Below are 25,587 nucleotides of genomic sequence, written 5' to 3'. Positions count from 1 at the left end.
GGGAGCGCGCATCGCCTAGCGGGAGCGGGCATCGCTTAGCGGGAGCGCGCATCGCCTAGCGGGAGCGGGCATCGCCGAGCGGGAGCGCGCATGGCGTGGCGGCCAGCGCGCAGGCCGGGCCCCGCGGCGGCTCACCGCGGGGCGGCGGTCACGCGGCCAGCGGCAGCTCCTGCACCAGGGCCTTCACGCTCGTCGTGCGGCGGCGCATCACCACGACCACTGTCGCCCCGAACGAGATCAGGGCCCAGATCAGCAGCCCGGCGATGCCGGCGCCCACACCGGCGGAGCCGGTCAGCGCGGCCAGGCCCGCCGAGAGCGCCGGCGAGGTCGGCAGCACGCTCGCGATCGCCACGAGCACGCCCGGCACGGTCGAGACCACGCCGGTGGCCACCGCCAGCACGCCGATCAGCGCCGCGATCCAGCGACCGGCCCCGCGGAACACGGCCACCAGTGCCTGGTTGACCGCGGCGAAGGCGATGCCGGCCACGACGCAGACGGCGGCGAAGATCGACCAGGTTCCCCAGTCGTACGACGCGGCGATCTGCACGATTCCGGCCACGAGCAGCCCCTGCGCGGCGCCGATCACGGCCGCCGGGGCCAGGTTGCGCAGGGCGAGCATCGCCGATGCGCGACGTGAGGTCAGTGCCCGCCGCGACACCGCCTGCAGGGCCACGAACGATCCGAGGCCTCCGAACCACAGCGCGAGCATCGCCAGCAGCGGAATCGCCGACGCGCCGAACATGTTCTCGCCCACGCCCTTCGCGCTGACCGGGTCGGCGACCACGGTCGCCAGGCTCTTGGCCTGCTGATCGGTGAACGACGGCAGGGCGTCGGATGCTTTGTGCAGGCCCGCGGCGATCGTGTCGGCGCCGCCGGCGAGCTTGTCGACCCCGCCGGCGAGGCTGTGCGCACCGTCGGCGCCCTTGCTGGCCCCGTCGGCCCACGTCTGGGTGCCCGACGCCCACGTCCGCGCGCCCGATGCCCACTGCGCAGCACCGCCCGATGCCTGCGACGCACCCGACGCGAGTCCATCGGCGCCCGACGCGAGCGTCGAGACGCCGGCCGCGGCATCCGCAGCCCCCGACGCCAGACCGTCCATGCCGCCGGCCACCTGCGTCATGCCCCCGGAGACCTGCGACAGGCCTGCTGCGACCTGCGGCAGCTGGCTCAGCCCGTCGACGCCGGAAGCGATCGCATCGGACTGGTCGATGACGCCGTTGATCTGCGGCAGCGCGGCGTTGGCGGTGTCTGCCGCCTGCTGCAGCGCTGCGCACAGCTGGGCGGACGCACCGTCGGCCTCGCACTGCGCCACGAGCGCGTCGAGCTGGGCGACGGTGTCCGACACCTTCGTCTTGATCTGATCGCTGTTGGCGGCCAGCTGGTGCGCGGTGTCGACGACCTGCTGCGGGATCTGCGGGGCCTGCGACAGGCCGCCGGCGATCTTTGCGAGGTTGGTCGAGAGCTGACGGGTGCTGCCGGCCAGCTGCGTCGCGCCGCCGGCCCAGGTCTTCAGGCCGTCGGCGGCAGAGCGCGCACCGCCGGCCCATTGCGAAGCCCCGTCCGACAGCTTCGAGACGCCACCGGCGATGCCGTCGGCGCCCGAGGCCAGCTGTGTCGCGCCCGAGGCGAGTTTCGTCGCGCCGCCGGCGAGCTGCTGAGTGCCCTCGGCGAGGCTCCCGGCGCCGTCGGCGGCCGTGCGTGCGCCCTGCGCCCAGGTCGTCGCACCGTCGGCGGCCTTGCCCAGCTGATCGCCGAGCGTCGTGAAGCTGACGAAGACGTTCTGCATCGTGGTGCTCGAGAGCTGTTCGCCCATGACGCTGGTGGCGGTCTGGGCGAGCTGTGCGGTGATGGCGTCATCCATCACGCGCCCCTCGGGCGCGGTCTCGACCTTGATCGTCGCCTGCCGCGCCGTGTGGTCTTTGCCGGCCAGCTCCTGACCGCTGGAGACGGCCGCAGCCGAGAAATCCTCGGGGATCGTGATGACGGCCTGGTAGCGGCCGTCGGTCAGGCCCTTCTCGGCATCCTTCGTGTTCGAGATCGTCCACGTGAGGTTGCTGGGCGCCTCGTCCGACCCCTTGACCAGGCCCGCCGTGAGCTGACGGCCCAGCGGTACGAGCTGGTCGTTGACCGTGACGGCCTTGTCGTTGTTGACGATGGCCGCGTTCATCGAGTCCAGGCGCTCGGTCGGGTTGTAGAGCGCGGTGACAAGGATGCCGCCGATCAGCACCGGCAGCAGCAGCACGCCGATCAGCGTCAGCCATGTGATCGGCCGGCGCGAGCGGGCGCGTTCGATGTTCAGGGTCATGCTGTCACCTCGGGGGTCGACTCGGGGGTCGACTGACTTGTCGGACGTGCGGGTTCGGTTACGACGTGCCGGTGCACAGGGGCTGCCACGTCGAGGACGGCGGCGCCGGGACGCCCGGCATCCGCCAGCAGTGTGCGGGCCGCGGCGGCATCGGTCGCGGTGGCGATCACCGTCAGGGTGGGGGTGAGGGATGCCGCATCCCGCAGGGCTGCGGACACCTGGTCACGCGCGGCCGGCGCGGTGACGGCATCCAGTCCGTCGATCACGAGCAGCCTCGTGCGGCGTTTGAGCGCCCGACGCACGTCCGCGGCCGGATCGGTCGTGCCGACCAGCAGTGCCACGCCTGCGTGTGCGCGCACCCACACGGCGCGCTCGGGCAGCAGGTGCCCGTTGACCTTGACGCGACCACCGGTGGGCGCCACGCGGCCGGCGAGGGTCAGCGCGACCGCGCGCGCCGAGCGGCGGTCTCCACTGTTCAGCACAAGCGTGCCGCCAGGTTCGACCCGGAGGGTCACGCCGCGATACAGCGTCGTGCCGTCGGGGTCTGACAGCTCGAGGTCTTCGGCCACGGCCACGGCGGTCGTGTGCGGTTCTGGCCAGCGGGCGAGCGAGATCTCACGCTCGACGGCCTCGCCTTCGATGTCGAAGTGGGGGAGCACCCGCTGAAGCCAGCGCGGCATCCACCAGGCTTTCGCGCCCAGCAGGGCCATCACCGCCGGCACCAGCGTCATGCGCACCAGGAACGCGTCGATCGCGATGCCGGTGGCAAGTCCCAGGGCGATGGGTTTGAGGCTCGTGTCACCTTCGGGCACGAATGCGGCGAACACGGCGAACATGATGATCGCGGCGGCGGTGACCACGCGGGCCGAGCCGGTGTATCCGCTGCGGACGGCGTCCAGGGCGATCTGCCGGTCGCTGCGCCCGTCGCGTTTGCGTCTGCCGTGCACGTAGTCCTCGCGCATGCGCGAGACCAGGAACACCTCGTAGTCCATCGCCAGGCCGAACAGCACGCCCATGAGCACGATCGGCATGAAGCTGATGATCGGGCCCACCTTGGTCACGTGCAGCAGGTCGGCGCCGAACCCGTGGATGAACACGAGCGAGACGACGCCGAACGCGGCGGCGACCGACAGCAGGTAGCCTGCGGTCGCCTTCAGCGGCACCCAGATCGAGCGGAACACGATCGTCAGCAGCACGAGCGAGAGGCCGACCACGAAGATCGCGAACGGCACGAGGGCCGCGCCGAGTCGGTCGGAGATGTCGATCGCCACGGCCGTGAAGCCGGTGACCTTCATGTCGACGCCGTACGTGTCGAGGATGTGGTCGTGCTGCGCGCGCAGTTCGCGCACGAGGTCGGCGGTGGCCGGGTCGTCGGGGGCGGTGGTCGGGATGATCTGCACGATGCCGGTGTCGGCGGTCGCGTTGGGGGTGGCCAGGGCAACGGTCTTCACGCCCGGGAGCGTGGCGACGTCGTCGCCGATGTCGTGCATGAGCGTGAGCGGATCGTTGCTGGTCACGATCGTGCCGGTCATGATCAGCGGACCGTTGAAGCCGGGGCCGAAATGCTCGCTGATCAGGTCGTACGACTGGCGCGCCTGCGAGTTCTGCGGCAGCATGCCGGCGTTGGGCAGGGCCAGGGCCAGGCTCGACGCGGGGATCGCGAGTGCGCCGAGGGCGGCGACGACGGCCACAGTCGTGACGACGGGATGCCGCGTGACCAGACCGACCCATCGCGTGGCGAAGCCCTTCTTCTGCCCGCTCGCCCCGCGAGCGGGGCGAGCCGGAGCGTCGTCGGCAGTGTCGTCGTCGCGATTCGCCGCGGCCGTCGCAGTCCCACCCTCAACGGGCGTGGGCCGTCGCCGCTTCCAGCCGATGATGCGGCCTTTCGTGAACCCGAGGAAGGCCGGCGTCAGCGTCACGGCCACGGCCACGGCGATCGCGACGGCGACCGCGGCGGCGATGCCCATCGTGGTCAGGAACGGGATCTGCGCGAAAGACAGACCGATCAGGGCGATCAGCACGGTGACGCCGGCGAACACGACGGCCGACCCGGCGGTGCCGGTGGCCCGGGCGGTGGACTCTTCGGGTTCGATGCCGCCTCGCACCTGGTCCTGATGTCGGGAGATGATGAACAGCGCGTAGTCGATGCCGACGGCGAGGCCGAGCATGAGGGCCAGCAGCGGCGTGGTCGCCGAGATGGTCGCGAAGGCGGTCGCCACGAAGATCAGGGCCATCGACAGCCCGACTCCCAGAATCGCGGTCAGCAGCGGCAGCCCGGCCACGACGAACGAGCGGAACGTCACGATCAGCACCAGCAGGGCGATCAGCAGCCCGACCGCCTCGGTGAGTGTGATGGTGGGCAGCGTCGTGGCGAACAGGTCTCCGCCCAGAGCTACCTGCGATCCGGCCGGCAGTGCGGCGCGCAGGTCGTCGGTCACGTGTTCGAGATCGGCCTTGGTGCTGGCCTTGACATCGGTGACCTGGCCCTTGAACTGCATCTGGATGATCGCTGCGGTCTTGTCGTCCGAGACGAGCCCGTCGACCTGCTTCGAGAACGGGTCGCTGACCGCCAGCACCCCGGGCAGCTTCTCGATCCGGTCGATCGTTGCGTGGATGTCGGTCGTGAAGGCAGCGGCATCCACCTTCTGCCCCTCGGGGGCGACGACGATCGCCTGCGCGCTCGTGCCGGAGACCTGGGGGAACGTGAGGCTGAGCTGTTCGAGGCCCGCCTGCGACTCGGTGCCGGGGATCGAGAACGTGTTGTCGGTGCCCTGCGCGAAGGCCGCGACGCCGCCGCCGGCCAGCCCCAGCAGCAGCAGCCATGCCACCAGCACGCGCCAGGGGTGACGATACGACCAGCGTCCGAGCGCTGCCAGAAGTGTGGACACGTGTCCTCCGGATCGAGATGCGGAACAGTTCGATACGCCGCTGTATCCAATACAGGAGTGTATCGGATACATTCGTGTATCGTAATCGCATCACCAAGGTCCAAACTGGACGGTGCTTGTGAATGACAGTGGCTGTGAACTGCAGGTTGTGGACGAGAGGGATGCCGTGGCTGACGTCGGGACGGGTACGCGGAGCCGCGAGAACACGCGCGCGCGGCTGCTGGATGCCGCCTTCGACGTGTTCGCCGACGTCGGGCTGGACGCGGCATCGGTCGAAGCCGTGTGCGAGCGGGCGGGATTCACCCGCGGAGCCTTCTACTCGAACTTCGAGTCGAAGGACGAGCTGTTCCTCGAGCTGATGACGACGGTGTCGGACCGCAAGCTCTCGGTGATCACCGACCGCGTGAAGGCGATCGCCGGCGGGCACGCCGAGCCGGGCACTCCGGCCGAGGTCGTGCAGGGGCTGGTGGACGCGTCGATGGACACGCGCCAGGGCGTGCTGCTGATGAGCGAGATCCGCATCCGCGCGATGCGCGATGCGCGCATGGCCGCCGCGTACCGCGAGTGGGGCGATGACATGACCCACCGGGTCGCCGACCTCGTCGAGGAGCTGGTCTCCAGCTACGGCCTGCGGCTGCGCATGCCTTCGCTCGCGTTCGCGCAGACGATGCTGGAGCTGTGGGAGGCGACCTCGGTCAGTGCCGTCATCGCGGGCCTGGATGACGCGGCCACCCGTGACGTGATCAGCACCCGCACGCAGGTGTTCGCCGCGGCCGTGGTCGAGGGCTTCGACGCCTGAGCACGCGTTCAGGCCGCCGGCCGGTCAGCCGGCGAGAAGCGCGTGGCAGCGGGTGAGGCGGGCGGTCCACCATGCCACGCGATCGGCGCCGGCCGTGACAGCGTCGAGCAGTTCGGCATCCGGCGTCACGCGGCCCACCGGCAGCACTCCGGCGGACGGCCGCAGCGGAGGGTTCGCGACATCCTGCATGAACAGGGATGCCGTGCCCAGCCCGCAGTCGTAGTCCAGCGCGGGCAGGGCCGCGGCCAGGGTCGCGCCCATCGCAAGGCCGACCGAGGTGTCCAGAGCACTGGAGACCACGGCGGGCAGCCCTGCCTCGGCGACGATCTCGAGCGCGCGGCGCACGCCGCCGAGCGGCTGGGCTTTGACGATCACGAGGTCGGCGGCGCCCGCGCGGGCCACGGCGATCGGGTCGGCGGCCTTGCGCACGCTCTCGTCGGCGGCGATCGGGATGTCCCACCGCACGATGCGCCGACGCAGTTCGGCCAGCTCGTCGATCGTCGCGCAGGGCTGCTCGAGGTATTCGAGGTCCGCGTCGGCCAGGGCGTGGATCGCGCGCTCGGCTTCGTCGACGTTCCAGCCGCCGTTCGCGTCGATGCGCACGCGGCCTTCCGGACCCATCTCCTGGCGCACGGCGCGCACGCGTGCGATGTCGTCGGCCAGGCTCTGACCGGGTTCGGCGACCTTGACCTTCGCCGTGCGGCAGCCGTCGAAGCGGGCCAGCACGCCGGGCACAGCGTTCGCGGCCACAGCCGGCACCGTCGCGTTCACGGGGATCTGGGTGCGCACCGGTGCGGGCTGCGGCGCCCAGCCGAAGTCGATGGCTGCGGCCAGCCACGCCGAGGCCTCGGCGTCGTCGTACTCGACGAACGGCGAGAACTCCGTCCACCCCTCCGGGCCGTGCAGCAGCATCGCCTCGCGCACGGTGACCCCGCGGAACCGCGTGGCCATGGGCAGGGCGACCACCCGTGCCTCTGCGAGCAGGTCGTGCAGATCGGGCAGTTCAGGTATCCTCACCCTCCCATCTTGGACCGCGGCCCGTCGCGTCGCTGCGGCTGAGTGTCGCCGCCCGGCGTGTCCACGAAAGACAGGTACGGTCGTCTTCCGCGTTGAACCTCGCGTTCACACAGTGCGCGTTCGTCGGCGCGGCGCCTGGTGGCCCGCTGTGTGAACCGGAAGGTGAATGTCGTTCTCACATGTATCTGATCCGGGCGAAATGTCCGACATCAATGGTTGCTAGACAGTAGTGTGTGCCACACAGTACAGTGTGAGATGTGAGTGAGAAAGAGATCCTCGAGACGCATCTGCAGGAACTGCGCCGCGGCACCGTCGTGCTGGCGTGTCTGCGGCTGCTGGTCGAACCCGGCTATGGGTACGGCCTGCTCGAAGAGCTCGATCGGCGCGGATTCGCGACCGACGCGAACACCCTGTACCCGCTGCTGCGCAGGCTCGAGAAGCAGGGGTACCTGACCAGCGAGTGGAACACCGACGAGGCCCGGCCGCGCAAGTTCTATCGCGCCAGCAGTGCGGGCACGGCGCTGGCCGCCACGCTCATGACCGACTTCCGCGCGATCGCCGATGCCATCGCGGCACTCCCCGAGGAGAAGTGAGATGGATGCCGTACCCCTGACTGACCGGTAGTGCTCGAGCGCACCGGGCACGAGACCATGACGAGCGAGGCATGGACGCCCGACAAGCTGCCCGAACCGAGGCAGAGTGGAGCGACGTTCGGCGACATGCTCGCGAGCATCATCCTGATGGGCGCGCTGGCCGGTGCCGTGCTGTGGGACCTGTGGCTCGGATTCGTGCCCGGTCACCGCGTGTCGCTGGTGAATCCGGCGCTGTGGCCGATCGCGATCATGATCCTGTTCGTGATCATGGCGGTGGCCGCAATGCTCGCGGTCATCGACGCGTTCGCCAAGGCCCGGCGGTCGCGCGCGTGAGCCTGCGCGCCGGCGCACCTCACGCGCCGGCGCGCACCGCCATGCGCCCTAGGCTGGGCATCGTGCTCCTCGACACCCCCGTGCGGCTCGGCGTGCAGCTGCGGCCCGAACAGATCCAGTACTCCGACATGCGCGACGCGGTGCGGCGCCTCGAAGACGCCGGCGTCGACATCCTCTTCAACTGGGACCACTTCTTTCCGCTCTACGGCGACCCCGAGGGCACCCACTTCGAAGCGTGGACCATGCTCGGCGCGTGGGCCGAGCAGACCGAACGGGTCGAGTTCGGCACGCTGGTCAACTGCAACGGGTATCGCAATCCCGATCTGCAGGCGGACATGGCCCGCACTCTCGACCACATCTCGGGCGGCCGGTTCATCTTCGGCACCGGGGCGGGATGGTTCGAGCGCGACTACGACGAATACGGCTACGAGTTCGGCACGCCCAGCACGCGACTGAATGCGCTCGCCGAGGGACTGCGCCGCATCGAGTCGCGCTGGGCGAAGCTGAATCCGGCTCCGACTCGCCGCATCCCCGTCATGATCGGCGGCAAGGGCGAGCAGAAGACGCTGCGCCTGGTGGCCCGCCACGCCGACATCTGGCACAGCTTCGTGCCCGCCGACGGCATCGCGCACAAGATCGAGGTCATTCAGCGGTGGGCGGAGCGTGAGCAGCGCGACGTGTCGGGCCTGATCGTGTCGAACGAGCTGCACCGGCGTGATGAGCAGGATGCCACGGCTCTTCACGACGCCGGCGTGCGCCTGTTCACGCTCGCCCTACAGGGCCCCGACTGGGACTACGAGCTCGTCGATCGCTGGCTGCGCTGGCGCGACGCCCGCAACCGCTGAGCGGCCCTCGGGCGAAGGGGAGAGGAGAGTCGGTCAGGCGACCTGTTTGCCGCACACCCCGCAGATGCCGCTGGGCGGCACCACCATGAAGCAGTCCGGGCACACCGCTTCCGGCTTCTCGATCGGCTTGGGCGTTGCGGCAGTGCGGGGCGCACGCGCGGCGGCCTTCGCACGCGGCGGGCGTGCAGTGCCGGCCGGACGGGTCGCCCCGACCGTGCGTGAAGGGCTCGCGAGAGGTGTCGGCGCCGCCACGCGAGGGGCGTGATCGGCGCAGTACAGCCGCACACTGCCGGCGGGGTCGTGAGGGTGACGGTGCTTGACCGCCCACAGCGCGGTGCGCGGCAGCGGGTCGGATGCGATGCCGCACGTCACGCAGCGCGCCGGTTCGCCCGGCATCACGGTCTCGGCGATGATCGGTGCTTCGAATGGAAGGGCCTCGCGCCAATCGGCCGTCTTCGTGATCTTCATGCGGACCTCTCCGCGCTTCCGTTCGGGCGGACGCGCGCTTTCCAGTCTTGCACGCGCCGGGTCTCCTTCTGGCCGCGCTCCGGCCCGCGTAATCTGGTCGGGTGAGCGTTTCGGAGCTTTTCGACCCCGATGAATGGATGCCGGCACCCGGCCCTGACGGCGCTGCGGCGGCGTACACCGACATCACGGCGCATGTCTCGCGCGACGGGCGCATCGCGCGCATCGCGTTCGACCGGCCCGAGGTGCGCAACGCGTTCCGCCCGCACACCGTCGACGAGCTGTACACCGCGCTGGACATCGCGCGGTGCGACCCGCGCATCGGCGTGGTGCTGCTCACCGGCAACGGGCCGAGCCCCAAGGACGGCGGCTGGGCGTTCTGCTCAGGCGGCGACCAGCGCATCCGCGGGCGCGACGGCTACAAGTACTCCGACTCCGAGGACTCGGTCGTCGAGCGAGCCGAAGGCGAGTCGAAAAGCGGCGACACGGCACGTGCCGGGCGCCTGCACATCCTCGAAGTGCAGCGGCTGATCCGATTCATGCCCAAGCCCGTGATCGCCGTCGTGCCCGGGTGGGCAGCCGGCGGCGGGCACTCGCTGCACGTGGTGTGCGACCTGACGATCGCCAGCGCCGAGCACGGCCGGTTCAAGCAGACCGACGCCGACGTCGGCTCGTTCGACGCGGGATACGGCTCGGCATACTTCGCCCGGCAGATCGGGCAGAAATTCGCGCGCGAGGTGTTCTTCCTCGCCGAGGAGTACTCCGCACAGCGCGCGTATGAGATGGGCGCCGTCAACCGGGTCGTGCCGCACGCCGACCTCGAGCGTGAGGCGGTGGCGATGGCGCGCACGGTATTGACGAAGTCGCCCACGGCGATCCGCATGCTGAAGTTCGCCTTCAACGCCGTCGACGACGGGATGGTCGGTCAGCAGGTGTTCGCCGGCGAGGCGACCCGGCTCGCGTACGGCACCGATGAGGCTGTCGAGGGGCGCGACGCCTTCTTGCAGAAGCGCGATCCCGACTGGTCGCCGTACCCCTGGCAGTTCTGAGGCCGCGCATGAGGCTCGAACCACTCGCGGGTGACGCAACCGCAGTGCTCGCGGCGGCCCGGCGCATGCTCGAGGGCACCGGTCCTGCGCTGGCGCTGGGCATGACCGGTGGCATGCCGACCGACGTGCCCGACGGCACAGCGGTCGAGGTGCCCGAGGGCACAGCGGCAGTCATCACCACATCGGGCTCGACCGGCGTGCCCAAGAGCGTCGTGCTCAGCCGCGCCGCGCTGCTGGCCGGCACCGATGCCACCGCCGCCCGCATCGGCCAGGGCGCCTGGCTGCTGGCCCTGCCGCCGGGATACATCGCGGGACTCCAGGTGATGATCCGTTCGCTGCGCGCCGGCTGCGACCCGATCCTGCTGGAGGGTCGCTTCGACCCCGTGGCGTTCGCCGAGGCTGCCCTGGCGATGCCCCCCGGCTCGTACACATCGCTCGTACCCGCGCAGCTGCAGCGCCTGCTCGATGCGGCCGAGGCCGATGACCTCGTCGCCGAGGCGCTGCGCACTTTCGCCGCGATCCTCGTCGGAGGCCAGGCGCTGCCGCTGGCCACGAGGGAGCGCGCGCAGGATGCCGGGGCCCGCATCGTGCGCACGTACGGGTCGACCGAGACCTGCGGCGGCTGCGTGTACGACGGTGTGCCGCTGCAGGACGTGCGGGCTGCGATCGTCGACGGCGAGGTGCGGCTGAGCGGTCCGATGCTCGCCGACGGGTACCTCGGCGATCCGCAGCTGACCGACGCGGTGTTCGTGACCGACGACGACGGCCGCCGCTGGTACCGCACGGGGGATGCGGGCGTGATCGACGACGGGGTGCTGCGCATCCACGGCCGCATCGACAACGTCATCGTCTCGGGCGGTGTGAACGTCTCGCTCGATCGGGTCGAACGCGTCGTGAGGGATGTCGCGGGCCTGGCCGGTGCGGTCGTGGTCGGCGTGCCAGACCAGCACTGGGGCGAGGCATCCGTCATCGTCGTCCCCCGGGGGCAGGCACTGCGCCGCAGCGACAGTGCACAGCTCGATGCGGCACGGCAGGCCGTCGCCGACCAGCTGGGCGCCGCCGCCCGCCCCGCGCGACTCGTGCTCGTCGACCGGCTCGCAACTCTGCCCAGCGGCAAGCCCGACCGCGAGGCGATCCGCCGCGCCGTCGCCGACGCGTGAGCGACAGCCCCGCCATCCGGACGGAATGACCGGAACGGGTGCGCTCCAGGGCACATTGTCGTCGCGCCGACACGTGGGTCCGGGGCAGAATGAGTGCACATCCCGGCGCGACGCTGCCCCGGCTGCGCATCGCGGATGACACCTCACCCGAGAGGAGATACCGTGACCGACGAGCGTCCGCCTGCGGCATCCGTTCCCGCCGTCGTCTTGCAGCACGTCACCAAGGCGTTCGACCAGACCCACGCGGTGCAAGACATCGACCTGCAGCTTGCGCAGGGCGAATTCTTCGCGCTGCTCGGCCCGTCGGGCTGTGGCAAGACGACCACTCTTCGCATGGTCGGCGGCTTCGAGCTGCCCACCGAGGGCCGCATCCTGCTGGAGGGCGCGGATGTGACGGCCCTGCCCCCGTACAAGCGCGACGTGAACACGGTGTTCCAGTCGTACGCGCTGTTCCCGCACATGACGGTGGCCGACAACGTGGCCTTCGGCCTGCGCCGCAAGGGCGTCTCGGGCGGTGACGCCCGCCGTCGCGCGAACGACATGCTCGAGCTGGTCGGGCTCGAAGGCTTCGGCACGCGCCGGCCGCACCAGCTCTCCGGCGGCCAGCAGCAGCGTGTGGCGCTGGCGCGGGCCCTGGTCAACGAGCCGAAGGTGCTGCTGCTGGACGAGCCGATGGGGGCTCTGGACGCCAAGATCCGCAAGTCCATGCAGATCGAGCTCAAGCGCATTCAGCGAGAGGTCGGCATCACATTCCTCTACGTCACGCACGACCAGAACGAGGCCATGTCGATGGCAGACCGGCTCGCAGTGATGAACGGCGGCCGCATCGAAGACATCGGCGAGCCGCAGCGGGTCTACGACCGGCCGGCGACGCAGTTCGTGGCGGAGTTCCTCGGCTCGTGCAACATCCTGCCGGCACAGCTCGGCGACGACGGACTGCGTCTGCCCGACGGCACTGCTGTGCAGGTCGGCGCTGAGGACCTGAAGGCGATCGCGACGCAGGACGCTCGGATCGGCCTGCGTCCCGAGAAGCTCGTGGTCACCCGTGACGGCGCGAGCGCCGCCGGGGTGAATCGGGTGCGCGGGATCGTGCGCACCGCCACCTACCTGGGCGCGAGCACGGAATACGAGGTCGTGACCACATGGGGCGATGTGCTGCGCTCGTTCGCGCAGAACCTCGACCCCTCCCAGCGCGCCGCCGCCGGCGAGCAGGTCACGATCGGGTGGGACCCCGACCACGCCTTCCTGCTGCCGTCGGCCGCCGACAGTGCGCCGCAGGCGGCGCCGGTCACCGACACGATCCGGACGGCGACCCGATGACGCCGAACGATCCCGCGCTGATCCGAGGCCTGACCCAGCAGCGTCTGTCCCGGCGCACTCTGCTGCGTGGAGCACTCACGGGCCTGGGCGCGGTCGCCATGTCGGCGACGCTTGCCGGCTGCGGCATCCCGGGCTCGCCGGCCGGGCAGGCGCAGCAGCAGATCGACTGGCCGGCCTTCTGGGCCAAGCAGAAGAAGACGGGCATGCTCGACTTCGCGAACTGGCCGCTGTACATCGACCAGGACAAAGGCAAGATCCCGTCGCTGGAGATGTTCACGAAGGCGACCGGCATCAAGGTCGACTACATGCCGGTCATCCAGGGCAACGCCCCGTTCTATGCGACGATCGCGCCGCAGCTGCGTGCGCACCAGGCGCTCGGCTACGACATCGTGGTGATGACCAACGGGTGGGAGCTGACCGAGATGATCCGCAACGGATTCCTCATGCAGCTCGACCACTCCCGACTGCCGAACTTCGCGAAATACGCGGCCGACAGCGTCAAGAACCCGCCGTACGACCCCGGCAACGCGCACTCGGTCGTGTGGCAGACCGGTTTCACCGGGCTCGCCTACAACAAGAAGCTCTCCCCGAAGAAGATCACGTCGTTCCAGGATCTGCTCGATCCGGCGCTGAAGGGCCGGATCGGGATGATGAACGACAACACCGAGCTCGGCAGCGCAGGGTTGCTGGCGACCGGCGTGAAACCCGTGGACTCGACGCCGGCGGACTGGAGGCGTGCGGCTGACTGGCTGAAGAAGCAGCGCGTGAACGTCACCGGATATTACGACCAGAGCTACATCGACAAGCTCCAGAACGGTGACACGTGGGTGTCGCAGGCCTGGTCAGGCGACGTCTTCCAGGCGCAGGCGAACGGGGCGGCCGACCTCGAGTTCGTCACCCCAGACGAGGGCCAGATGGTCTGGCACGACAACATGCTGATCCCGATGCAGGCGCAGCATCCCGCCGACGCCCTGGAGTGGATGAACTTCTACTACACGCCCGAGATCGCGGGCATCGTCGAGGACTGGGTGAACTACGTGTGCCCGGTGCCGGCGGCCAAGCAGTACATCCTCGAAGAATTGGAGGATCCGGATGTCGCCAACAGCCCATTGGTGTTCCCGACTCCCGAGATGGAGCGCAAGAGCAACGACTTCTACGTGTTCCGCAACTACGACGAGTATGAGCAGTGGAACGAGACCTTCAACCAGGTGATCCAGTCATGACCGCCGTCACCGCTCTCGCCGCTCCCGCCACCGGCCCCAAGCCGCCGTTGCGCGCCCGCATCCGACGCAACCCCGCGCCGTACCTGCTGGCGCTGGCCGGCATCGCATGGCTGCTGGTGCTGTTCGTCATTCCGCTGATCTCGGGCCTTGCGGTCTCGCTCATGAGCGGCAACCCCGAAGACGGCTACACGTTCACGTGGAACGTCGGCGTCTACGCAAAGCTGTTCGGCCCGGAGGCGACGACCCCCTATTGGCTGTTCCTCGGACGTGGTGTGTTCTACGGCGCGGTGGCCACGGTCGTCACGATCCTCGTCGGCTATCCGATGGCGTACTTCATCGCGTTCCGGGTGCGCCCGCAGTGGAAGAACTTCCTGCTGCTGCTGGTGATGCTCAGCTTCCTGGTCTCGTTCATCATCCGCACAGACATGTGGGCGTTCCTGCTCAGCGACCAGGGGCCGGTGCTCTCGGTCCTTCGCGCGATGCATCTGATCGGCACCGACATCCACGTCCTGGGCACCGGTGCCGCCGTGATCGGCGGGCTCGCCTACAACGACCTGGCGTTCATGGTGCTGCCGATCTACGTCGCCCTCGAACGGATCGATCCGCGCCTGATCGAGGCATCCGCCGATCTGTACGGAAAGAAGAGCGCCACATTCTTCCATACCGTGCTGCCGCTGACCCGGTCGGGGATCTTCGCGGGCGTGCTGCTCGTGTTCATCGACTCGGCCGGTGACCCGGTCAGTCCGTCCCTGCTGGGTGGAACTCACACCTACACCATCGGCCAAGCCATCCAAGACGCCTACCTGACCAACCAGCAGTACAACGTCGCCGCAGCGCTGTCCACGGTCCTGATGATCGTGCTCGGTGTGATCCTGTTCGCGTATGCCCGCATCGCGGGCACTGACAACATCGAGGACCTGGTATGAGCATCGCCACCGATGTCGCGCCCGCCACCCGTGGCCTGCCCGACCCCGCCGGCAACGTCGTCAACCTGCCCAAGAAGCGGCGCGGCCCGTTCCTGCCGATCTTCTTCTGGGTGTTCCTGGTGATCACGCTGCTGCCGATCATCACGATGGTCGTCTACAGCTTCAACAACACCCCGACCAGCCGCATCACCTTCAGATGGCACGGGTTCACGCTGTACTGGTATCAGAACCTCACGCAGGTGCAGGGGCTGGGCGAGGCGTTCCTGCTGTCTGTCGTGATCGCTGTGCTCGCCGCGGTCATCGCGATCCTCATCGGTGTGCCGCTGGCGATGGCGCTGGAGCGCTATCGATTCTTCGGCAAGAGTGCGATCTCGGCGACCGTGTTCGCTGACATCGCGGCACCGTCGATCGTCGTCGGCGCGGCATCCCTGTCGTTCTTCCTGTCGTCGAGCATCCCGCTCGGATTCTGGACCGTGCTGCTGGTGCACGTGACGTTCTGTCTGGCCTATGTGGTGGTCGTCGTGCGCGCCCGCCTCTCGGGCACCGGCATGGTGCTCGAGCAGGCGGCCGCAGACCTCGGCGCTGCGCCGTTCGTCGGATTCGTCAAGGTGACACTGCCGCTGCTGGTGCCCGGCATGATCGCCGCCGGTGCCCTGGCCCTGGCGATGTCGATCGACGATTACGTCATCACGAGCTTCGTCGCAGGCCCCGCTGTCACCTTCCCGCTGTTCGTCTACGGAGCCGCGAAGGTCGGACTGCCGCCGCAGGTGCTGTGCTTCGGCACGCTCATCTTCGTCGTCGGGCTCCTCGTGATGTTCCTGAACAGCTGGCTGACCCGGCGCGGGCGGCGGTAGGGGCGCCGACGAGACCCACAGCGCGCCGACGAGACCCACAGCGCGCCGAAGAGACCCACAGCGCGCCGAATAGAATCAGTGCCGTGGCATCCTCTTCCCGCACGTCCCGCAAGAAGCGAACGCCGTCCGGCGGCAATCCGGCCAAGGCCCCGGTCCGGCACATCCCCCGGCCCACCGCCGGGGACTGGGTCGGGGCGGCCCGGTTGCGCACGCTGCCGCTCGCGGTGACGCCGGTGCTCATCGGCACCGGAGCGGCGCACGTGATCGACATCCGGTTCCACTGGGTGCTCGCGCTCGGGTGCCTGGCCGTCGCGGTGCTGCTGCAGATCGGCGTGAACTTCGCCAATGACCACTCCGACGGCGTTCGGGGCACCGACGACCACCGCCACGGACCGGCGCGACTGACCGCCTCGCGCAAGGTCCAGGCCCGCACGGTGCTGATCGTGGCGCTGTCCTTCTTCGCCCTGGCTGCTCTGGTGGGCCTGGCGCTGGTGATCCGCACGCAGCAGTGGTGGATGCTGGTGGTCGGCGCCGCGTGCATCGTGGCGGCGTGGTTCTACACCGGCGGCAAGAGGCCGTACGGTTACCACGCACTGGGTGAGCTGTTCGTGTTCGTCTTCTTCGGGCTGGTCGCCACGGTCGGCACGACCTGGATCCAGGTGCAGGCCGCCCCTCAGGAAGCCTGGCTCGGCGGTGTGGCGGCGGGGCTTCTGGCCGTCGCGGTGCTGGTGGCCAACAACCTGCGCGACGTCGACCAGGACCGCACCGCCGGCAAGAAGACACTGTCGGTCGTGATCGGTCGGCGCGGCTCGCAGATCCTGTTCACGGTCTGTATCGTGCTGGCGTTCGGCATCGCAGCGCTGGTGGCCGTGTTCTACCCCGTCGCGTGGCTGGTGATGATGGCGCTGCTCGGCGCCATTCCCGCGCTGATGATCGTGTGGATGTATCGCACGCCGCGCGAACTGGTCACCGCCCTGGCGGTCACCTCGTTCACCTCGCTCGCGTACGGCGCCCTGCTGATGTGGGCCTATCTCGGCTGATCAGCCGGCGTCGTTGCCCGAGTCGGCCGAGCCCGTCGGGTGCGGCTGAACCGCGTCGTTCGCGGCATCCTCGATATCGGCATCCTGCTGCCCCGCCGTGCGGTGCTGCCCGTCCTCGCGGGCCATGCGCCGCTCGCGCCGCTCCGCCAGCCCTGCCGAGACCTCGTTCAGCGGACGGCGCAGGAAGATGATCGACAGCGAGATGCCGATCAGCGCGGCGAAGATGATGGCGATCCAGTACATCGCACGGAAGATCGGGAACAGCATCATGATCCCCAAGGGCACGAGGAACGCCAGCAGGCGCAGCACGGAATACACGATTGCGGAGCGGGTCTTCACTCTTCCCAGTCTACGTGGGGCATCAGCACAGTCCGGGCGGGTGTGTGCGGCTTAGGATGAGGGCATGGCTCGCCTGCTTCTGATCCTCGCCCTCGTGGCGGTGATCTTCTGGGTGTTCAGCATCGTGGATGCTGCCGTGCAGCCTGCCATTCGGCACCGCGGTGTCGGCAAGTCGATGTGGGTCGCGATCGTGGTCGTCTTCCCTGTGCTTGGCGGCGTGCTGTGGTTCGCGATCGGTCGTGCGCCCGCTATGGCGCGCGGTGTGCGTGCTCCCGACGACGATCCCGAGTTCCTGCGCGGGCTCGGTCCGGCCCCACACACCTCCTCGTCGGCCGATCACCGCTCGCGCGCCGAGCAGGATGAACGCATCCGTCAGCTCGAACAGGACCTCGCGCGGCTCGACCACGACGACGACGATCCCACCGTCGGCCCGCGTCCGTGAGCGCCGAGTCTGATCCGGTCGGCCCTGATCCGGTCGGCCCTGATCCGGTCGGCCCGGCTTCTGCCGGCGGGCGGCCCTCGCCGGCGACCGATGCTGCTGCCGCCCTGCTGGCGCGGCTGGTCGAACGGGGAGTGCAGCACGTGGTGCTCAGTCCCGGATCGCGATCCCAGGCGCTGGCGCTGGTGGCCGCCGAGTTCGAGGAGCGTGGAGCGATCGCGCTGCACGTGCGCATCGATGAGCGCGTCGCCGGGTTCACCGCCCTGGGTGTCGGGCGCGAGACCGGGATCCCGGCGGCCGTGATCTGCACATCGGGCACCGCAACGGCGAACCTGCTGCCGGCCGTGCTCGAGGCGGACCATGCGGGCGTCCCTCTGCTGCTGCTGACAGCCGATCGTCCGCCCGAGCTGCGCGGCGTGGGTGCCAACCAGACCACGCGCCAAGTCGGGATCTACGGCGCGCACGTGCGGTGGGAAGACGACCTGCCCGTGCCCGAGGCGACCGACGCAGACGGCACGTCACCGGCGACGGCGGCGGTGCGGGCGGCAGCCGACGAGGCGATGGATGCCGCACTGGGCGTTTCGGGTCGCCCCGGACCCGCGCACCTGAACCTCCCCTACCGTGCGCCGCTGTCGGGTGCGTTCCCCGCATGGTTCGCTGCGAGGGCCGCCGCCGCCACCGATGCGTCGAGACTGCGCGAACTGCGCGCCGACGGACCTGGTCGTCGCAGTTCGCGCGATCTCGATGGTGCCTCGGGTCAGGATGCCGGTCCCGTCGAGCTGCCGCGCGGTCCCCGCACGGTCGTGGTCGCCGGAGCCGACGGAGGACCGGCGGCCGAGCAGCTTGCATATGAGGGCGGCTGGCCGCTGATCGCCGAGATCGTCAGCGGCGCGCGTTTCGGCCGGCAGATCGTGCACGGCTACCGTGCAGCGCTGCGCGATGCCGAGCTGGGCGGGCGCATCGAGCGCGTCGTCGTCTACGGCCACCCGACCTTGTCACGAGAGGTGACGGCGCTGCTCTCGCGCGGCGACCTCGAGGTGATCGCTGTGACCGGCGGCGGCGAACCGCTGAACCTCAACGGCGCGACCGCGCATGTCACGGCGGCCACGGTGGCACGAGGGGCCGCTGACCGGGACTGGCTCGGCACCTGGATGCGCGCCTCGCGTGCTGCCGAAGTCGATCTCGCCCCGGCGGCGCCGGACGCGACGGGACTTGCCTCGGCGGTGCCCAGCGAACGGCTGCGCGCGCTGGCCGCCGAGGTCGCGATCGCGCGCACCGCGGTGACGCGGGAGCTGCTGGTCGACGCCGTGTGGCGGGCCACCTGGCCGCACGACCGACTGGTGTTCGGCTCGTCGCGCCTGGTGCGAGTGGCCGACGGCATCCTGCCCGGAAAGAAGGTCCCCGTCCACGCCAACCGGGGACTCGCCGGCATCGACGGCACGGTCTCCACCGCGCTCGGCGTGGCGCTGGCGAGCCAGCGCAACGGAGAGCTCGGCGTCACGCGCGTGCTGCTGGGCGATCTCGCCCTGCTGCATGACGTGGGAGCGCTGCTGCTGCCGGACGGTGAAGTCGACCCGCGCATCCAGATCATCGTCGGCAACGACGGCGGCGGCACGATCTTCGACGGGCTGGAGGTGGCATCCACCGCCGCTGACGCTCCGATGCGCCGCGTCATGTACACGCCGCAGGCGGTGGATGTCGCGGCCCTGGCCACGGCCTACGGCTGGGATTACGAGCGGGTGACCACGCGCACGGCGCTGGATCAGGAGCTCACGGCGGGCCGCGGCGGCCGGCGCATCATCGAGGTGCCGCTGGAGCGCTGAGGGCGCAGCGATGCGCGCGCGGCGCTGGGGGCGGGCCGCGGCGCCGCGTGGACCGCGGTGAGGCGGTGCTGGACCGGCGGTGCTCGGACGGCCATGATGAGACGCATGACCCCGAAGAGCCAGAAGCACTGGAACGGCGACGCATCGACCCTGCTGCGGGCGACCGGCGGCTTTCGACTGGACCGCGTCGATGCCGACGCCAGCCCCGGCTATGGGCGCCGCAAGCGCGACGCCGTCGCCGATCTGGTCGCGGGGGCCGATGAGCTCAGCGAGCTGCAGGAACGGCTGTACGCGTCCGCCCGCGGCGGGACATCTGAGGCATCGGTGCTGCTGATCCTGCAGGCGATGGACACCGCGGGCAAAGGGGGGATCGTGCGCCACGTCGTGGGCTCTGTCGACCCGCAGGGGGTGCAGCTGACGGCCTTCAAGAAGCCCACGCCCGAAGAGCTCGCGCACGACTTTCTGTGGCGGGTCCGGCCGCAGGCGCCCGCCCCCGGCATGATCGGCGTGTTCGACCGGTCGCACTACGAGGACGTGCTGATCGGCAAGGTGCGCTCACTCGCGCCCGAGGAGGAGATCGAGCGGCGGTACGGGGCGATCGTCGACTTCGAGAAGGAGCTCACCGACGCCGGCACCCACATCGTCAAGGTCATGCTGCACATCTCCGCCCACGAGCAGCGCGACCGGCTGATGGACCGGCTCGACCGTCCCGACAAGCACTGGAAATACAATCCCGATGACGTGGACGAGCGCAAGCTGTGGCCCGACTACATGAAGGCGTATCAGTCGGTGTTCGAGCGCACGTCCACCGCGAACGCCCCCTGGTATGTCGTGCCGGCCAACCACAAGTGGTACGCGCGGCTCGCGGTGCAATCGCTGTTGCTGAACGCGCTTCTGGAGATCGATCCGCGGTGGCCCGCGGCATCCTTCGACGTCGCCGCCGAGCGTGAGCGTCTGCGCGCGACCTGACCTGCGCGCCCACCCTCCGCCGGCCCGCCCTGCCGTCGAGCGAAGTGTTGGTGTCGTCAAGTACTTGATGTGATACAGTAATTGACGTGACGAAAGACAGTGCATTCGCAGCGGACCTCATCCGCGGCCACACCGACACGATCGTGCTCGGCGTGCTGCGGGGCGGCGACCGCTACGGCTTTGAGATCTACAAGGCGATCCGCGAGGCCACCGGCGGCGAGCACGAGATCAAAGAGGCCACGCTCTACGCCACGTATCGCCGGCTCGAGCGCGACGGGCTCGTCGAATCGTACTGGGGGGACGAGACCCAGGGCGGGCGGCGCAAGTACTACCGCATCACCGACGCCGGCCGCGCCGTCTACACCTCCAACGTCGCCGCGTGGGTCGCCACCCGGCATGTGATCGACGCCCTGCTGGACGTCTCCGACACCTCCCCGAAGGGCACACACCGATGAACACCGACATCCACCGCCTGCTCGACGAGGCCTTCACCGCCGTCGAGATGACCCCCGATGCGCAGGACCTGAAAGAGGAGATCCGGGCGAACCTGGTCTCGCGCGTCGCCGAGCTCGAGGCATCCGGAACCGCTCCGACGGATGCCGCGCTCCAGGCCGTCGCCGAGCTCGGCGACGTGCACGAACTGCTGGGCGAGGCCGGCGGCGCGCCCGCGCCGGCGTCAGATTCCACTCTGAACGGCTACACCGCGCTTGCGCTGCGCAACAGGGTGCGGCCCAAGCCCGGCTTCGTCGTCCGTGTCGTCGTCTGGTCGGCCATGATCGTCGTCGGCGTCACGCTCGGCACGCTGGGGGCGACCGGGGTGCTGCCGCTCGTGGCGGGCCCGCTGATCGCCCTGCTCGGCCTGGCCTCGACCGGGCTCGGCCTGCTCGTCGGAGATTCGCTCGCGCAGGAGACGACGACGAATCACCCGATGCCGCACAACCGTGCCGGTGGCTATGCGGCGGCCAGCTTCCTGATGCTCTACGGCCTCGGCTTCGCCGGTTATGTCGGGCTGCAGGCACTGCCGGTGTGGTGCGTCGTGTTCGCCGCGCTCGGCGTGATCGCGGCCATCATCCTCTACGCGTTCCTCGGGGCGACCCAGACCAACCGGCACAAGGCCTGGACCCGACGAGCGCACGCCCAGATGCCGCCCAATCGGTTCGAGCAGGAGCCCGAGACCGCCGCGCGCTTCGGCGTCTATGTCGCGGCGATCTGGATCCTGACGTTCGCCGTCATCGCGGTACTCGGCTTCACCGTCGGCTGGTGGTGGGCCCCCGTGGCCTTCCTGGGCGGCCTGGGCGTCATGATGCTGGTCCTGGCGCGCATGATGTTCGGTCCGCGCAAGACGCAGGACTGACCGACAAGACCCAGAGCTGATCAGCCCGGCGCGTTTCGACTCGTCGCTTCGATCCTCGTTCGATCACCCGAAGAAGGAAGGGATGCTTCGCCATGCCTGAAAACGGTTCACCCCGCGCCGCCATCGAGGCGCGCGACCTCGTCAAGGTGTACCCCGGCCGCGGCCGCAGACCCGCCGTCCGTGCCCTGGACGGCCTGGGGCTCATTGTCCCCGCCGGGCGGGTGTTCGGCCTGCTCGGCCCCAACGGGGCGGGCAAGTCGACCACCACCAAGATCCTCACGACGCTCTCTCGTGCGACCTCGGGCTCGGCCTGCGTGGCCGGCCACGACATCCTGCGCGAGCCCGAGGCCGTGCGCACGGCGATCGGCTACGTCTCCCAGGGCGCCGGAACAGATCCGTTCCTCACCGCGACCGAGAACCTCGAGATCGCCGCGCGCATGCGAGGCGTCTCGGCCGCAGAGTCCCGTGCCCGTGCGGCGCATCTGCTCGACGAATTCGGGCTGATCGAGGCATCCGGCCGCCCCGTCCACACGTTCTCAGGAGGCATGCGCCGCCGGCTCGACGTGGCTGCAGCTCTCGTGCACCGGCCGAGCGTGCTGTTCCTCGACGAGCCGACCACGGGCCTGGACCCTGAGGCGAGAGCTGCCATGTGGGCCGAGATCCGGCGATTGTCGGGCGAGGACGCGCTCACGGTGATCCTCACCACGCACTACATGGAAGAGGCCGACCGTCTGGCCGACGAACTGCTGATCGTCAACCGCGGACGGGCCGTCGTGCAGGGCAGCCCCGACGAGCTGAAGGCGGCCCTGCACGGCGACTCCGTGCGCGTCACCCTCGTTGAGCCGGACCCTGCGCACGTCCGTGCGGCGATCGCGCGGGTGCCCGGGCTGCGCGACGTCATGGTCGAGGCATCCGGGGTCGACGGCGTGCTCGCCGCCCGCACCGACGACGCCTCAGCCGCCGTCGGTGCCGTGATCTCGGCTCTGGATGCTGCGGGCATCCGCTACGGCCAGGTCGCAGCATCCCACCCCACCCTCGATGACGTGTACCTGCACTTCGTCGGACACACCTTCGGCGAGCACACGCCCGCCGTCCCGGAAGGAGTCGCAGCATGACCACGATCGCTCCGGCCCTCGCGGTGCGCCGCGCGGGCTGGTTCACCCAGACCGGCCAGGTGCTGCGCCGGTGGCTGATCGTCTCGATCCGGCAGGTGTGGGGTCCGGCGATGAGCCTCATCCAGCCGGTGATCTGGATCGTGCTGTTTGGGCAGGTCTTCCACGCACTGGGCGCCCTGCCGCAGTTCGGCGGGGCAGGCTACATCGACTATCTGGTGCCGGGCATCCTCATGATGACGGTGCTGTACTCCGGCGCCTGGGCGGGCACCGGGTACATCGACGACATCAATTCAGGCGTCATGGACCAGTACCTCACCTCACCCATCTCGCGCTCGGCGATCATCACGGGTCAGCTCGTGCAACAGCTGATCGTGGGCGTGGCCCAGTCGCTGGTCGTGCTCGGGATCGGCGCGCTGGCCGGAGCACGCTACCCGGGGGGCGCGGGCGGGATGCTGGTGGCGCTGGCCGTGGCGACGGTGCTGGCGGCGATCTTCTGCTGTGCGTCCACCGGCGTCGCGCTGATCTCGCGCAACCAGATCGCGCTGATCAGCCTGTCGCAATTGATCGTGCTGCCGGCCACGTTCCTGTCGACCACGATGATGCCGGCGGCGCTCATGCCCGACTGGGTGCAGTCGGTCTCGCGCGGGAACCCGATGACCTGGGCCGTCGAGCTCGGCCGCGGCGGCCTGACGGGCGTCTATCCGGACGCGGCGTGGTGGCAGCTCGGCGGGCTCGTGCTGCTGGCGGCGCTCGCATTCACCTGGGCGGTGCGGTCGCTGCGCGCCTACCAGCGCTCGATCTGACGTTCGCCCCCACACGCCCGCACACACGCCCGACCGCCCGCCCGCCCGCAGAACCCTCACCGGAGATGCCGGGGCCGAGGGTGGGATGCCGCGGCCAGGCGGCCGGGATGCGGGGCCGTCAGAAGCCGCGCCAGCGGCGGCCGAACCCGGTGCACAGGATCGTCGTGGCATACAGCAGGGCCGCCAGGCCCAGGGCCGCGGTCAGACCCAGTGCGTCGACGCCGATGCCGGCCAGAAGGCTTCCCAACGGCATCGCGGCGGTGACGCCGGCGGTCAGCGCTCCGAGCACGCGCGCCCGGATGCCCGCCGGCACGATGCGATACAGCGCGGCGTCCAGCATCGGGTTCAAGGGACCGGCGGCAAGGCCGGTCACGGCGAGCACCACGGCCACAACGGCGAACGGCGGCTCGAGCATTAACGCGAGATACGGCGGGGGACCGGCGAGCAGGAACAGGACGATCAGCAGGCCATGACGAGGGACCCGGTCGCCGATGATGCCGTACAACCCGGCGCCCGCCAGCGCTCCGCCCGAGAAGCAGGCGATCATGATCCCGAGCTCCGCGCCGTTGTGACCGAGGCCCTTGGCATACAGGGGCTGCAGCACCGTGAGCCCCGCCGTGTCGATGGCGTTCGTGACCACCACCATCGCGACCACGGCGCGCATCAGAGGGGTCCGGAGGATGAAGCGGATGCCGGCGGTCATCGCCCGCCACCCCAGACCGCGGTCCGTCTCGGCGTCGTCGAGTGCGACCCGCGGTACGAACGCGACGGTGAGGACGATGGCGACCGCGAATGTCGCGCCGTCGACAAGCATCGTGGGAGCGGGACCGGTGAGGGCCACCAGCAGCCCCGCGAGCGCCGCGCCCGCCATCGTCGCGCTGCGCTCGACGGTGGCCTGCATCGCGGCGACGCGATCAAGCGGCATGCGGGCCAGGGCCGACAGTTCGGGAATCTGACTCGAGCGCGCGGCTTCGCCGGGTGCGTCGAGCAGGTTCGAGAGGAACACCAGCGCGAGCAGCGCGCCGAAGCTCAGCGCATCGGCTGCCGCCAGCAGCGGAACGGCGAGCACGGTGGCGCCGCTGGCCGCGTCGGCGATGATGCTCGCCCGGCGAAAACCGAGTCGATCGACCACGGCGCCGCCGACGACGCCGCCGATCACCAGCGGCAGCGTCGCGGCGATCCCGGCCGCGGCGATGGCGAGCGGGGTGTTCGAGATCTGCAGGGCGATCAGGGGTACGGCGACCACGGTGATCGCGTTGCCGGCACGCGAGATGCCGCCGGCCGCCAGCAGCGCCACGATGGGGGTGCGGCGACGTGTGGTGATGGCGGATGCCGCGCTCATGGCCGCCGGTACGCCGAGTAGATGATGCGCACGGGAGCGGCGCCGGCGCGCTCGCGATCACCGCGCTCGTGCCAGCGGGCGACGACCTCGTCAAGCTCCGCGGTGAGCTCGTGCAGCTGCTGGGCGGTGAGCCATGCCAGGTCGTCGCTGATGGTGGCGGCAGCGACCCATTCCTCGTCGAGCTCGTCTTCGTGCTCGAGGTAGGAGAGCTGATCTGCGGTGTACCCCTGCACGAACGCCTGTCGCATCGCGCGGGCGGCCGTGCGCTGCGCGGGGTCGCGGCGCAGCCGGACGGGATCGAACGTGGTCAGCTCGGCGCTCGCACGCCACCAGCTCTCGCGGCCGTCGCGGGCGAGTTCGGGCGCCTGCTCGACCATGCCGTGTCGCTCGAGCGTGCCGAGGTGATAGCTGATCGACCCGGGCGCCGCGTCGAGCCGGTCGCTGAGGGAGCCGACCGTCTGCGGCCCGTCCTCGCGCAGCGCGCCGATGATCTGCAGGCGCAGCGGGTGCGCCAGCGCACGCAGCGCGGAGGGGTCGGCGACCGTGACCGTGCGGCGGTGCGTGGATTCGTCCATGCCTCGACCTT

At 69.9% G+C, this 25,587-nt stretch carries 25 protein-coding genes; 18 read left to right on the top strand and 7 right to left on the bottom strand.

The window, feature by feature from the left end; all coding sequences use genetic code 11:
* Nucleotides 1-148: 148 nt before the first annotated feature.
* Entirely contained in the window at nucleotides 149-2,305 is a 2,157-nt protein-coding gene (locus tag QU603_RS12740) for a YhgE/Pip domain-containing protein (RefSeq protein WP_308491754.1), read from the bottom strand.
* The gene (locus tag QU603_RS12735) at nucleotides 2,302-5,193 is read right to left on the bottom strand and encodes an MMPL family transporter (protein WP_308491753.1); all 2,892 of its coding nucleotides are present in this window, start codon (nucleotides 5,191-5,193) and stop codon (nucleotides 2,302-2,304) included. Before QU603_RS12735 ends, QU603_RS12740 begins: the two co-directional genes overlap by 4 nt.
* 166 nt (nucleotides 5,194-5,359) lie before the next feature.
* Between QU603_RS12735 and QU603_RS12730 the strand changes: the two genes are divergently transcribed.
* On the top strand, nucleotides 5,360-5,992 hold the full coding sequence (locus tag QU603_RS12730; RefSeq protein ID WP_308491752.1) for a TetR/AcrR family transcriptional regulator: 633 nt from the start codon (nucleotides 5,360-5,362) through the stop codon (nucleotides 5,990-5,992).
* 24 nt (nucleotides 5,993-6,016) lie between these two features.
* On the opposite strand, the gene QU603_RS12725 is transcribed toward QU603_RS12730, so the two are convergent.
* Nucleotides 6,017-7,009 (bottom strand): o-succinylbenzoate synthase, encoded by a 993-nt coding sequence (locus QU603_RS12725; protein ID WP_308491751.1) that lies wholly within the window; start codon nucleotides 7,007-7,009, stop codon nucleotides 6,017-6,019.
* Nucleotides 7,010-7,266: 257 nt separating this feature from the next.
* Here QU603_RS12725 and QU603_RS12720 point away from each other — a divergent pair, with 257 nt between their 5' ends.
* From QU603_RS12720 to QU603_RS12710, 3 genes are read left to right on the top strand one after another with little or no spacing between them, the layout of a single operon-like run.
* Nucleotides 7,267-7,602, top strand: a complete 336-nt coding sequence (locus QU603_RS12720; protein ID WP_308491750.1) for a PadR family transcriptional regulator — start codon at nucleotides 7,267-7,269, stop codon at nucleotides 7,600-7,602.
* A 57-nt stretch (nucleotides 7,603-7,659) separates the two neighbouring features.
* Nucleotides 7,660-7,935: a hypothetical protein gene (locus QU603_RS12715; RefSeq protein WP_308491749.1), complete on the top strand. Its 276-nt coding sequence runs from the start codon at nucleotides 7,660-7,662 to the stop codon at nucleotides 7,933-7,935.
* Nucleotides 7,936-7,994: 59 nt separating this feature from the next.
* Nucleotides 7,995-8,780 (top strand): LLM class F420-dependent oxidoreductase, encoded by a 786-nt coding sequence (locus QU603_RS12710; RefSeq protein WP_308494016.1) that lies wholly within the window; start codon nucleotides 7,995-7,997, stop codon nucleotides 8,778-8,780.
* A gap of 33 nt (nucleotides 8,781-8,813) precedes the next feature.
* Here QU603_RS12710 and QU603_RS12705 read toward each other — a convergent pair whose 3' ends face one another.
* A complete protein-coding gene (locus tag QU603_RS12705; protein WP_308491748.1) occupies nucleotides 8,814-9,248 on the bottom strand; it encodes a glucose-6-phosphate dehydrogenase in 435 nt (144 codons plus the stop codon).
* Between the two features lie 101 nt (nucleotides 9,249-9,349).
* Between QU603_RS12705 and QU603_RS12700 the strand changes: the two genes are divergently transcribed.
* The 7 genes from QU603_RS12700 (at nucleotide 9,350) to QU603_RS12670 (ending at nucleotide 16,817) form a co-directional block, all read left to right on the top strand.
* Complete coding sequence (locus tag QU603_RS12700) at nucleotides 9,350-10,294, top strand: 1,4-dihydroxy-2-naphthoyl-CoA synthase (protein WP_308491747.1); 945 nt, start codon at nucleotides 9,350-9,352, stop codon at nucleotides 10,292-10,294.
* A gap of 8 nt (nucleotides 10,295-10,302) precedes the next feature.
* The gene (locus QU603_RS12695; RefSeq protein ID WP_308491746.1) at nucleotides 10,303-11,454 is read left to right on the top strand and encodes an AMP-binding protein; all 1,152 of its coding nucleotides are present in this window, start codon (nucleotides 10,303-10,305) and stop codon (nucleotides 11,452-11,454) included.
* Between the two features lie 162 nt (nucleotides 11,455-11,616).
* A complete protein-coding gene (locus QU603_RS12690) occupies nucleotides 11,617-12,774 on the top strand; it encodes an ABC transporter ATP-binding protein (protein ID WP_308491745.1) in 1,158 nt (385 codons plus the stop codon).
* Nucleotides 12,771-13,997 carry an ABC transporter substrate-binding protein gene (locus tag QU603_RS12685; RefSeq protein WP_308491744.1) on the top strand — a complete coding sequence of 409 codons (1,227 nt, stop codon included), beginning with the start codon at nucleotides 12,771-12,773 and terminating at the stop codon, nucleotides 13,995-13,997. Before QU603_RS12690 ends, QU603_RS12685 begins: the two co-directional genes overlap by 4 nt.
* On the top strand, nucleotides 13,994-14,923 hold the full coding sequence (locus QU603_RS12680; protein WP_308491743.1) for an ABC transporter permease: 930 nt from the start codon (nucleotides 13,994-13,996) through the stop codon (nucleotides 14,921-14,923). The genes QU603_RS12685 and QU603_RS12680 overlap by 4 nt, the downstream gene beginning before the upstream one ends.
* Nucleotides 14,920-15,777, top strand: a complete 858-nt coding sequence (locus QU603_RS12675; RefSeq protein ID WP_308491742.1) for an ABC transporter permease — start codon at nucleotides 14,920-14,922, stop codon at nucleotides 15,775-15,777. The genes QU603_RS12680 and QU603_RS12675 overlap by 4 nt, the downstream gene beginning before the upstream one ends.
* Before the next feature lie 83 nt (nucleotides 15,778-15,860).
* On the top strand, nucleotides 15,861-16,817 hold the full coding sequence (locus QU603_RS12670) for a 1,4-dihydroxy-2-naphthoate polyprenyltransferase (protein ID WP_308491741.1): 957 nt from the start codon (nucleotides 15,861-15,863) through the stop codon (nucleotides 16,815-16,817).
* Here QU603_RS12670 and QU603_RS12665 read toward each other — a convergent pair whose 3' ends face one another.
* The gene (locus tag QU603_RS12665) at nucleotides 16,818-17,156 is read right to left on the bottom strand and encodes a DUF4229 domain-containing protein (RefSeq protein ID WP_308491740.1); all 339 of its coding nucleotides are present in this window, start codon (nucleotides 17,154-17,156) and stop codon (nucleotides 16,818-16,820) included.
* A gap of 64 nt (nucleotides 17,157-17,220) precedes the next feature.
* Between QU603_RS12665 and QU603_RS12660 the strand changes: the two genes are divergently transcribed.
* The 7 genes from QU603_RS12660 to QU603_RS12630 all read left to right on the top strand — a co-directional run bounded on the left by QU603_RS12660 (nucleotide 17,221) and on the right by QU603_RS12630 (nucleotide 23,659).
* Nucleotides 17,221-17,598 (top strand): PLD nuclease N-terminal domain-containing protein, encoded by a 378-nt coding sequence (locus QU603_RS12660; RefSeq protein WP_308491739.1) that lies wholly within the window; start codon nucleotides 17,221-17,223, stop codon nucleotides 17,596-17,598.
* Nucleotides 17,595-19,418, top strand: a complete 1,824-nt coding sequence (menD, locus tag QU603_RS12655) for a 2-succinyl-5-enolpyruvyl-6-hydroxy-3-cyclohexene-1-carboxylic-acid synthase (protein WP_308491738.1) — start codon at nucleotides 17,595-17,597, stop codon at nucleotides 19,416-19,418. Before QU603_RS12660 ends, menD begins: the two co-directional genes overlap by 4 nt.
* A 105-nt stretch (nucleotides 19,419-19,523) precedes the next feature.
* Complete coding sequence (locus QU603_RS12650; RefSeq protein WP_308491737.1) at nucleotides 19,524-20,387, top strand: PPK2 family polyphosphate kinase; 864 nt, start codon at nucleotides 19,524-19,526, stop codon at nucleotides 20,385-20,387.
* Between the two features lie 86 nt (nucleotides 20,388-20,473).
* Complete coding sequence (locus QU603_RS12645; protein ID WP_308491736.1) at nucleotides 20,474-20,842, top strand: PadR family transcriptional regulator; 369 nt, start codon at nucleotides 20,474-20,476, stop codon at nucleotides 20,840-20,842.
* Nucleotides 20,839-21,741, top strand: a complete 903-nt coding sequence (locus QU603_RS12640; protein WP_308491735.1) for a permease prefix domain 1-containing protein — start codon at nucleotides 20,839-20,841, stop codon at nucleotides 21,739-21,741. Before QU603_RS12645 ends, QU603_RS12640 begins: the two co-directional genes overlap by 4 nt.
* A 92-nt stretch (nucleotides 21,742-21,833) precedes the next feature.
* The gene (locus tag QU603_RS12635; protein ID WP_308491734.1) at nucleotides 21,834-22,856 is read left to right on the top strand and encodes an ABC transporter ATP-binding protein; all 1,023 of its coding nucleotides are present in this window, start codon (nucleotides 21,834-21,836) and stop codon (nucleotides 22,854-22,856) included.
* Complete coding sequence (locus tag QU603_RS12630; protein WP_308491733.1) at nucleotides 22,853-23,659, top strand: ABC transporter permease; 807 nt, start codon at nucleotides 22,853-22,855, stop codon at nucleotides 23,657-23,659. The genes QU603_RS12635 and QU603_RS12630 overlap by 4 nt, the downstream gene beginning before the upstream one ends.
* A gap of 118 nt (nucleotides 23,660-23,777) precedes the next feature.
* On the opposite strand, the gene QU603_RS12625 is transcribed toward QU603_RS12630, so the two are convergent.
* Nucleotides 23,778-25,001: an MFS transporter gene (locus QU603_RS12625; RefSeq protein ID WP_308491732.1), complete on the bottom strand. Its 1,224-nt coding sequence runs from the start codon at nucleotides 24,999-25,001 to the stop codon at nucleotides 23,778-23,780.
* Nucleotides 24,998-25,576: an ArsR/SmtB family transcription factor gene (locus QU603_RS12620; protein WP_308491731.1), complete on the bottom strand. Its 579-nt coding sequence runs from the start codon at nucleotides 25,574-25,576 to the stop codon at nucleotides 24,998-25,000. Before QU603_RS12620 ends, QU603_RS12625 begins: the two co-directional genes overlap by 4 nt.
* Nucleotides 25,577-25,587: the final 11 nt, after the last annotated feature.

It is taken from the genome of Microbacterium terrisoli, from assembly GCF_030866805.1.
GTDB classification, from domain to species: Bacteria; Actinomycetota; Actinomycetes; order Actinomycetales; family Microbacteriaceae; genus Microbacterium; species Microbacterium terrisoli.
This window is presented reverse-complemented; position numbering and strand designations above follow the sequence as displayed.

Coding starts and splice junctions, on each gene's coding strand:
- QU603_RS12630 (WP_308491733.1), top strand. CDS start 22,853: ATGACCACGATCGCTCCGGCCCTCGCGGTGCGCCGCGCGGGCTGGTTC.
- QU603_RS12695 (WP_308491746.1), top strand. CDS start 10,303: ATGAGGCTCGAACCACTCGCGGGTGACGCAACCGCAGTGCTCGCGGCG.
- QU603_RS12675 (WP_308491742.1), top strand. CDS start 14,920: ATGAGCATCGCCACCGATGTCGCGCCCGCCACCCGTGGCCTGCCCGAC.
- QU603_RS12620 (WP_308491731.1), bottom strand. CDS start 25,576: ATGGACGAATCCACGCACCGCCGCACGGTCACGGTCGCCGACCCCTCC.
- QU603_RS12740 (WP_308491754.1), bottom strand. CDS start 2,305: ATGACCCTGAACATCGAACGCGCCCGCTCGCGCCGGCCGATCACATGG.
- QU603_RS12650 (WP_308491737.1), top strand. CDS start 19,524: ATGACCCCGAAGAGCCAGAAGCACTGGAACGGCGACGCATCGACCCTG.
- QU603_RS12705 (WP_308491748.1), bottom strand. CDS start 9,248: ATGAAGATCACGAAGACGGCCGATTGGCGCGAGGCCCTTCCATTCGAA.
- QU603_RS12660 (WP_308491739.1), top strand. CDS start 17,221: ATGGCTCGCCTGCTTCTGATCCTCGCCCTCGTGGCGGTGATCTTCTGG.
- QU603_RS12625 (WP_308491732.1), bottom strand. CDS start 25,001: ATGAGCGCGGCATCCGCCATCACCACACGTCGCCGCACCCCCATCGTG.
- QU603_RS12635 (WP_308491734.1), top strand. CDS start 21,834: ATGCCTGAAAACGGTTCACCCCGCGCCGCCATCGAGGCGCGCGACCTC.
- QU603_RS12680 (WP_308491743.1), top strand. CDS start 13,994: ATGACCGCCGTCACCGCTCTCGCCGCTCCCGCCACCGGCCCCAAGCCG.
- QU603_RS12640 (WP_308491735.1), top strand. CDS start 20,839: ATGAACACCGACATCCACCGCCTGCTCGACGAGGCCTTCACCGCCGTC.
- QU603_RS12685 (WP_308491744.1), top strand. CDS start 12,771: ATGACGCCGAACGATCCCGCGCTGATCCGAGGCCTGACCCAGCAGCGT.
- QU603_RS12715 (WP_308491749.1), top strand. CDS start 7,660: ATGACGAGCGAGGCATGGACGCCCGACAAGCTGCCCGAACCGAGGCAG.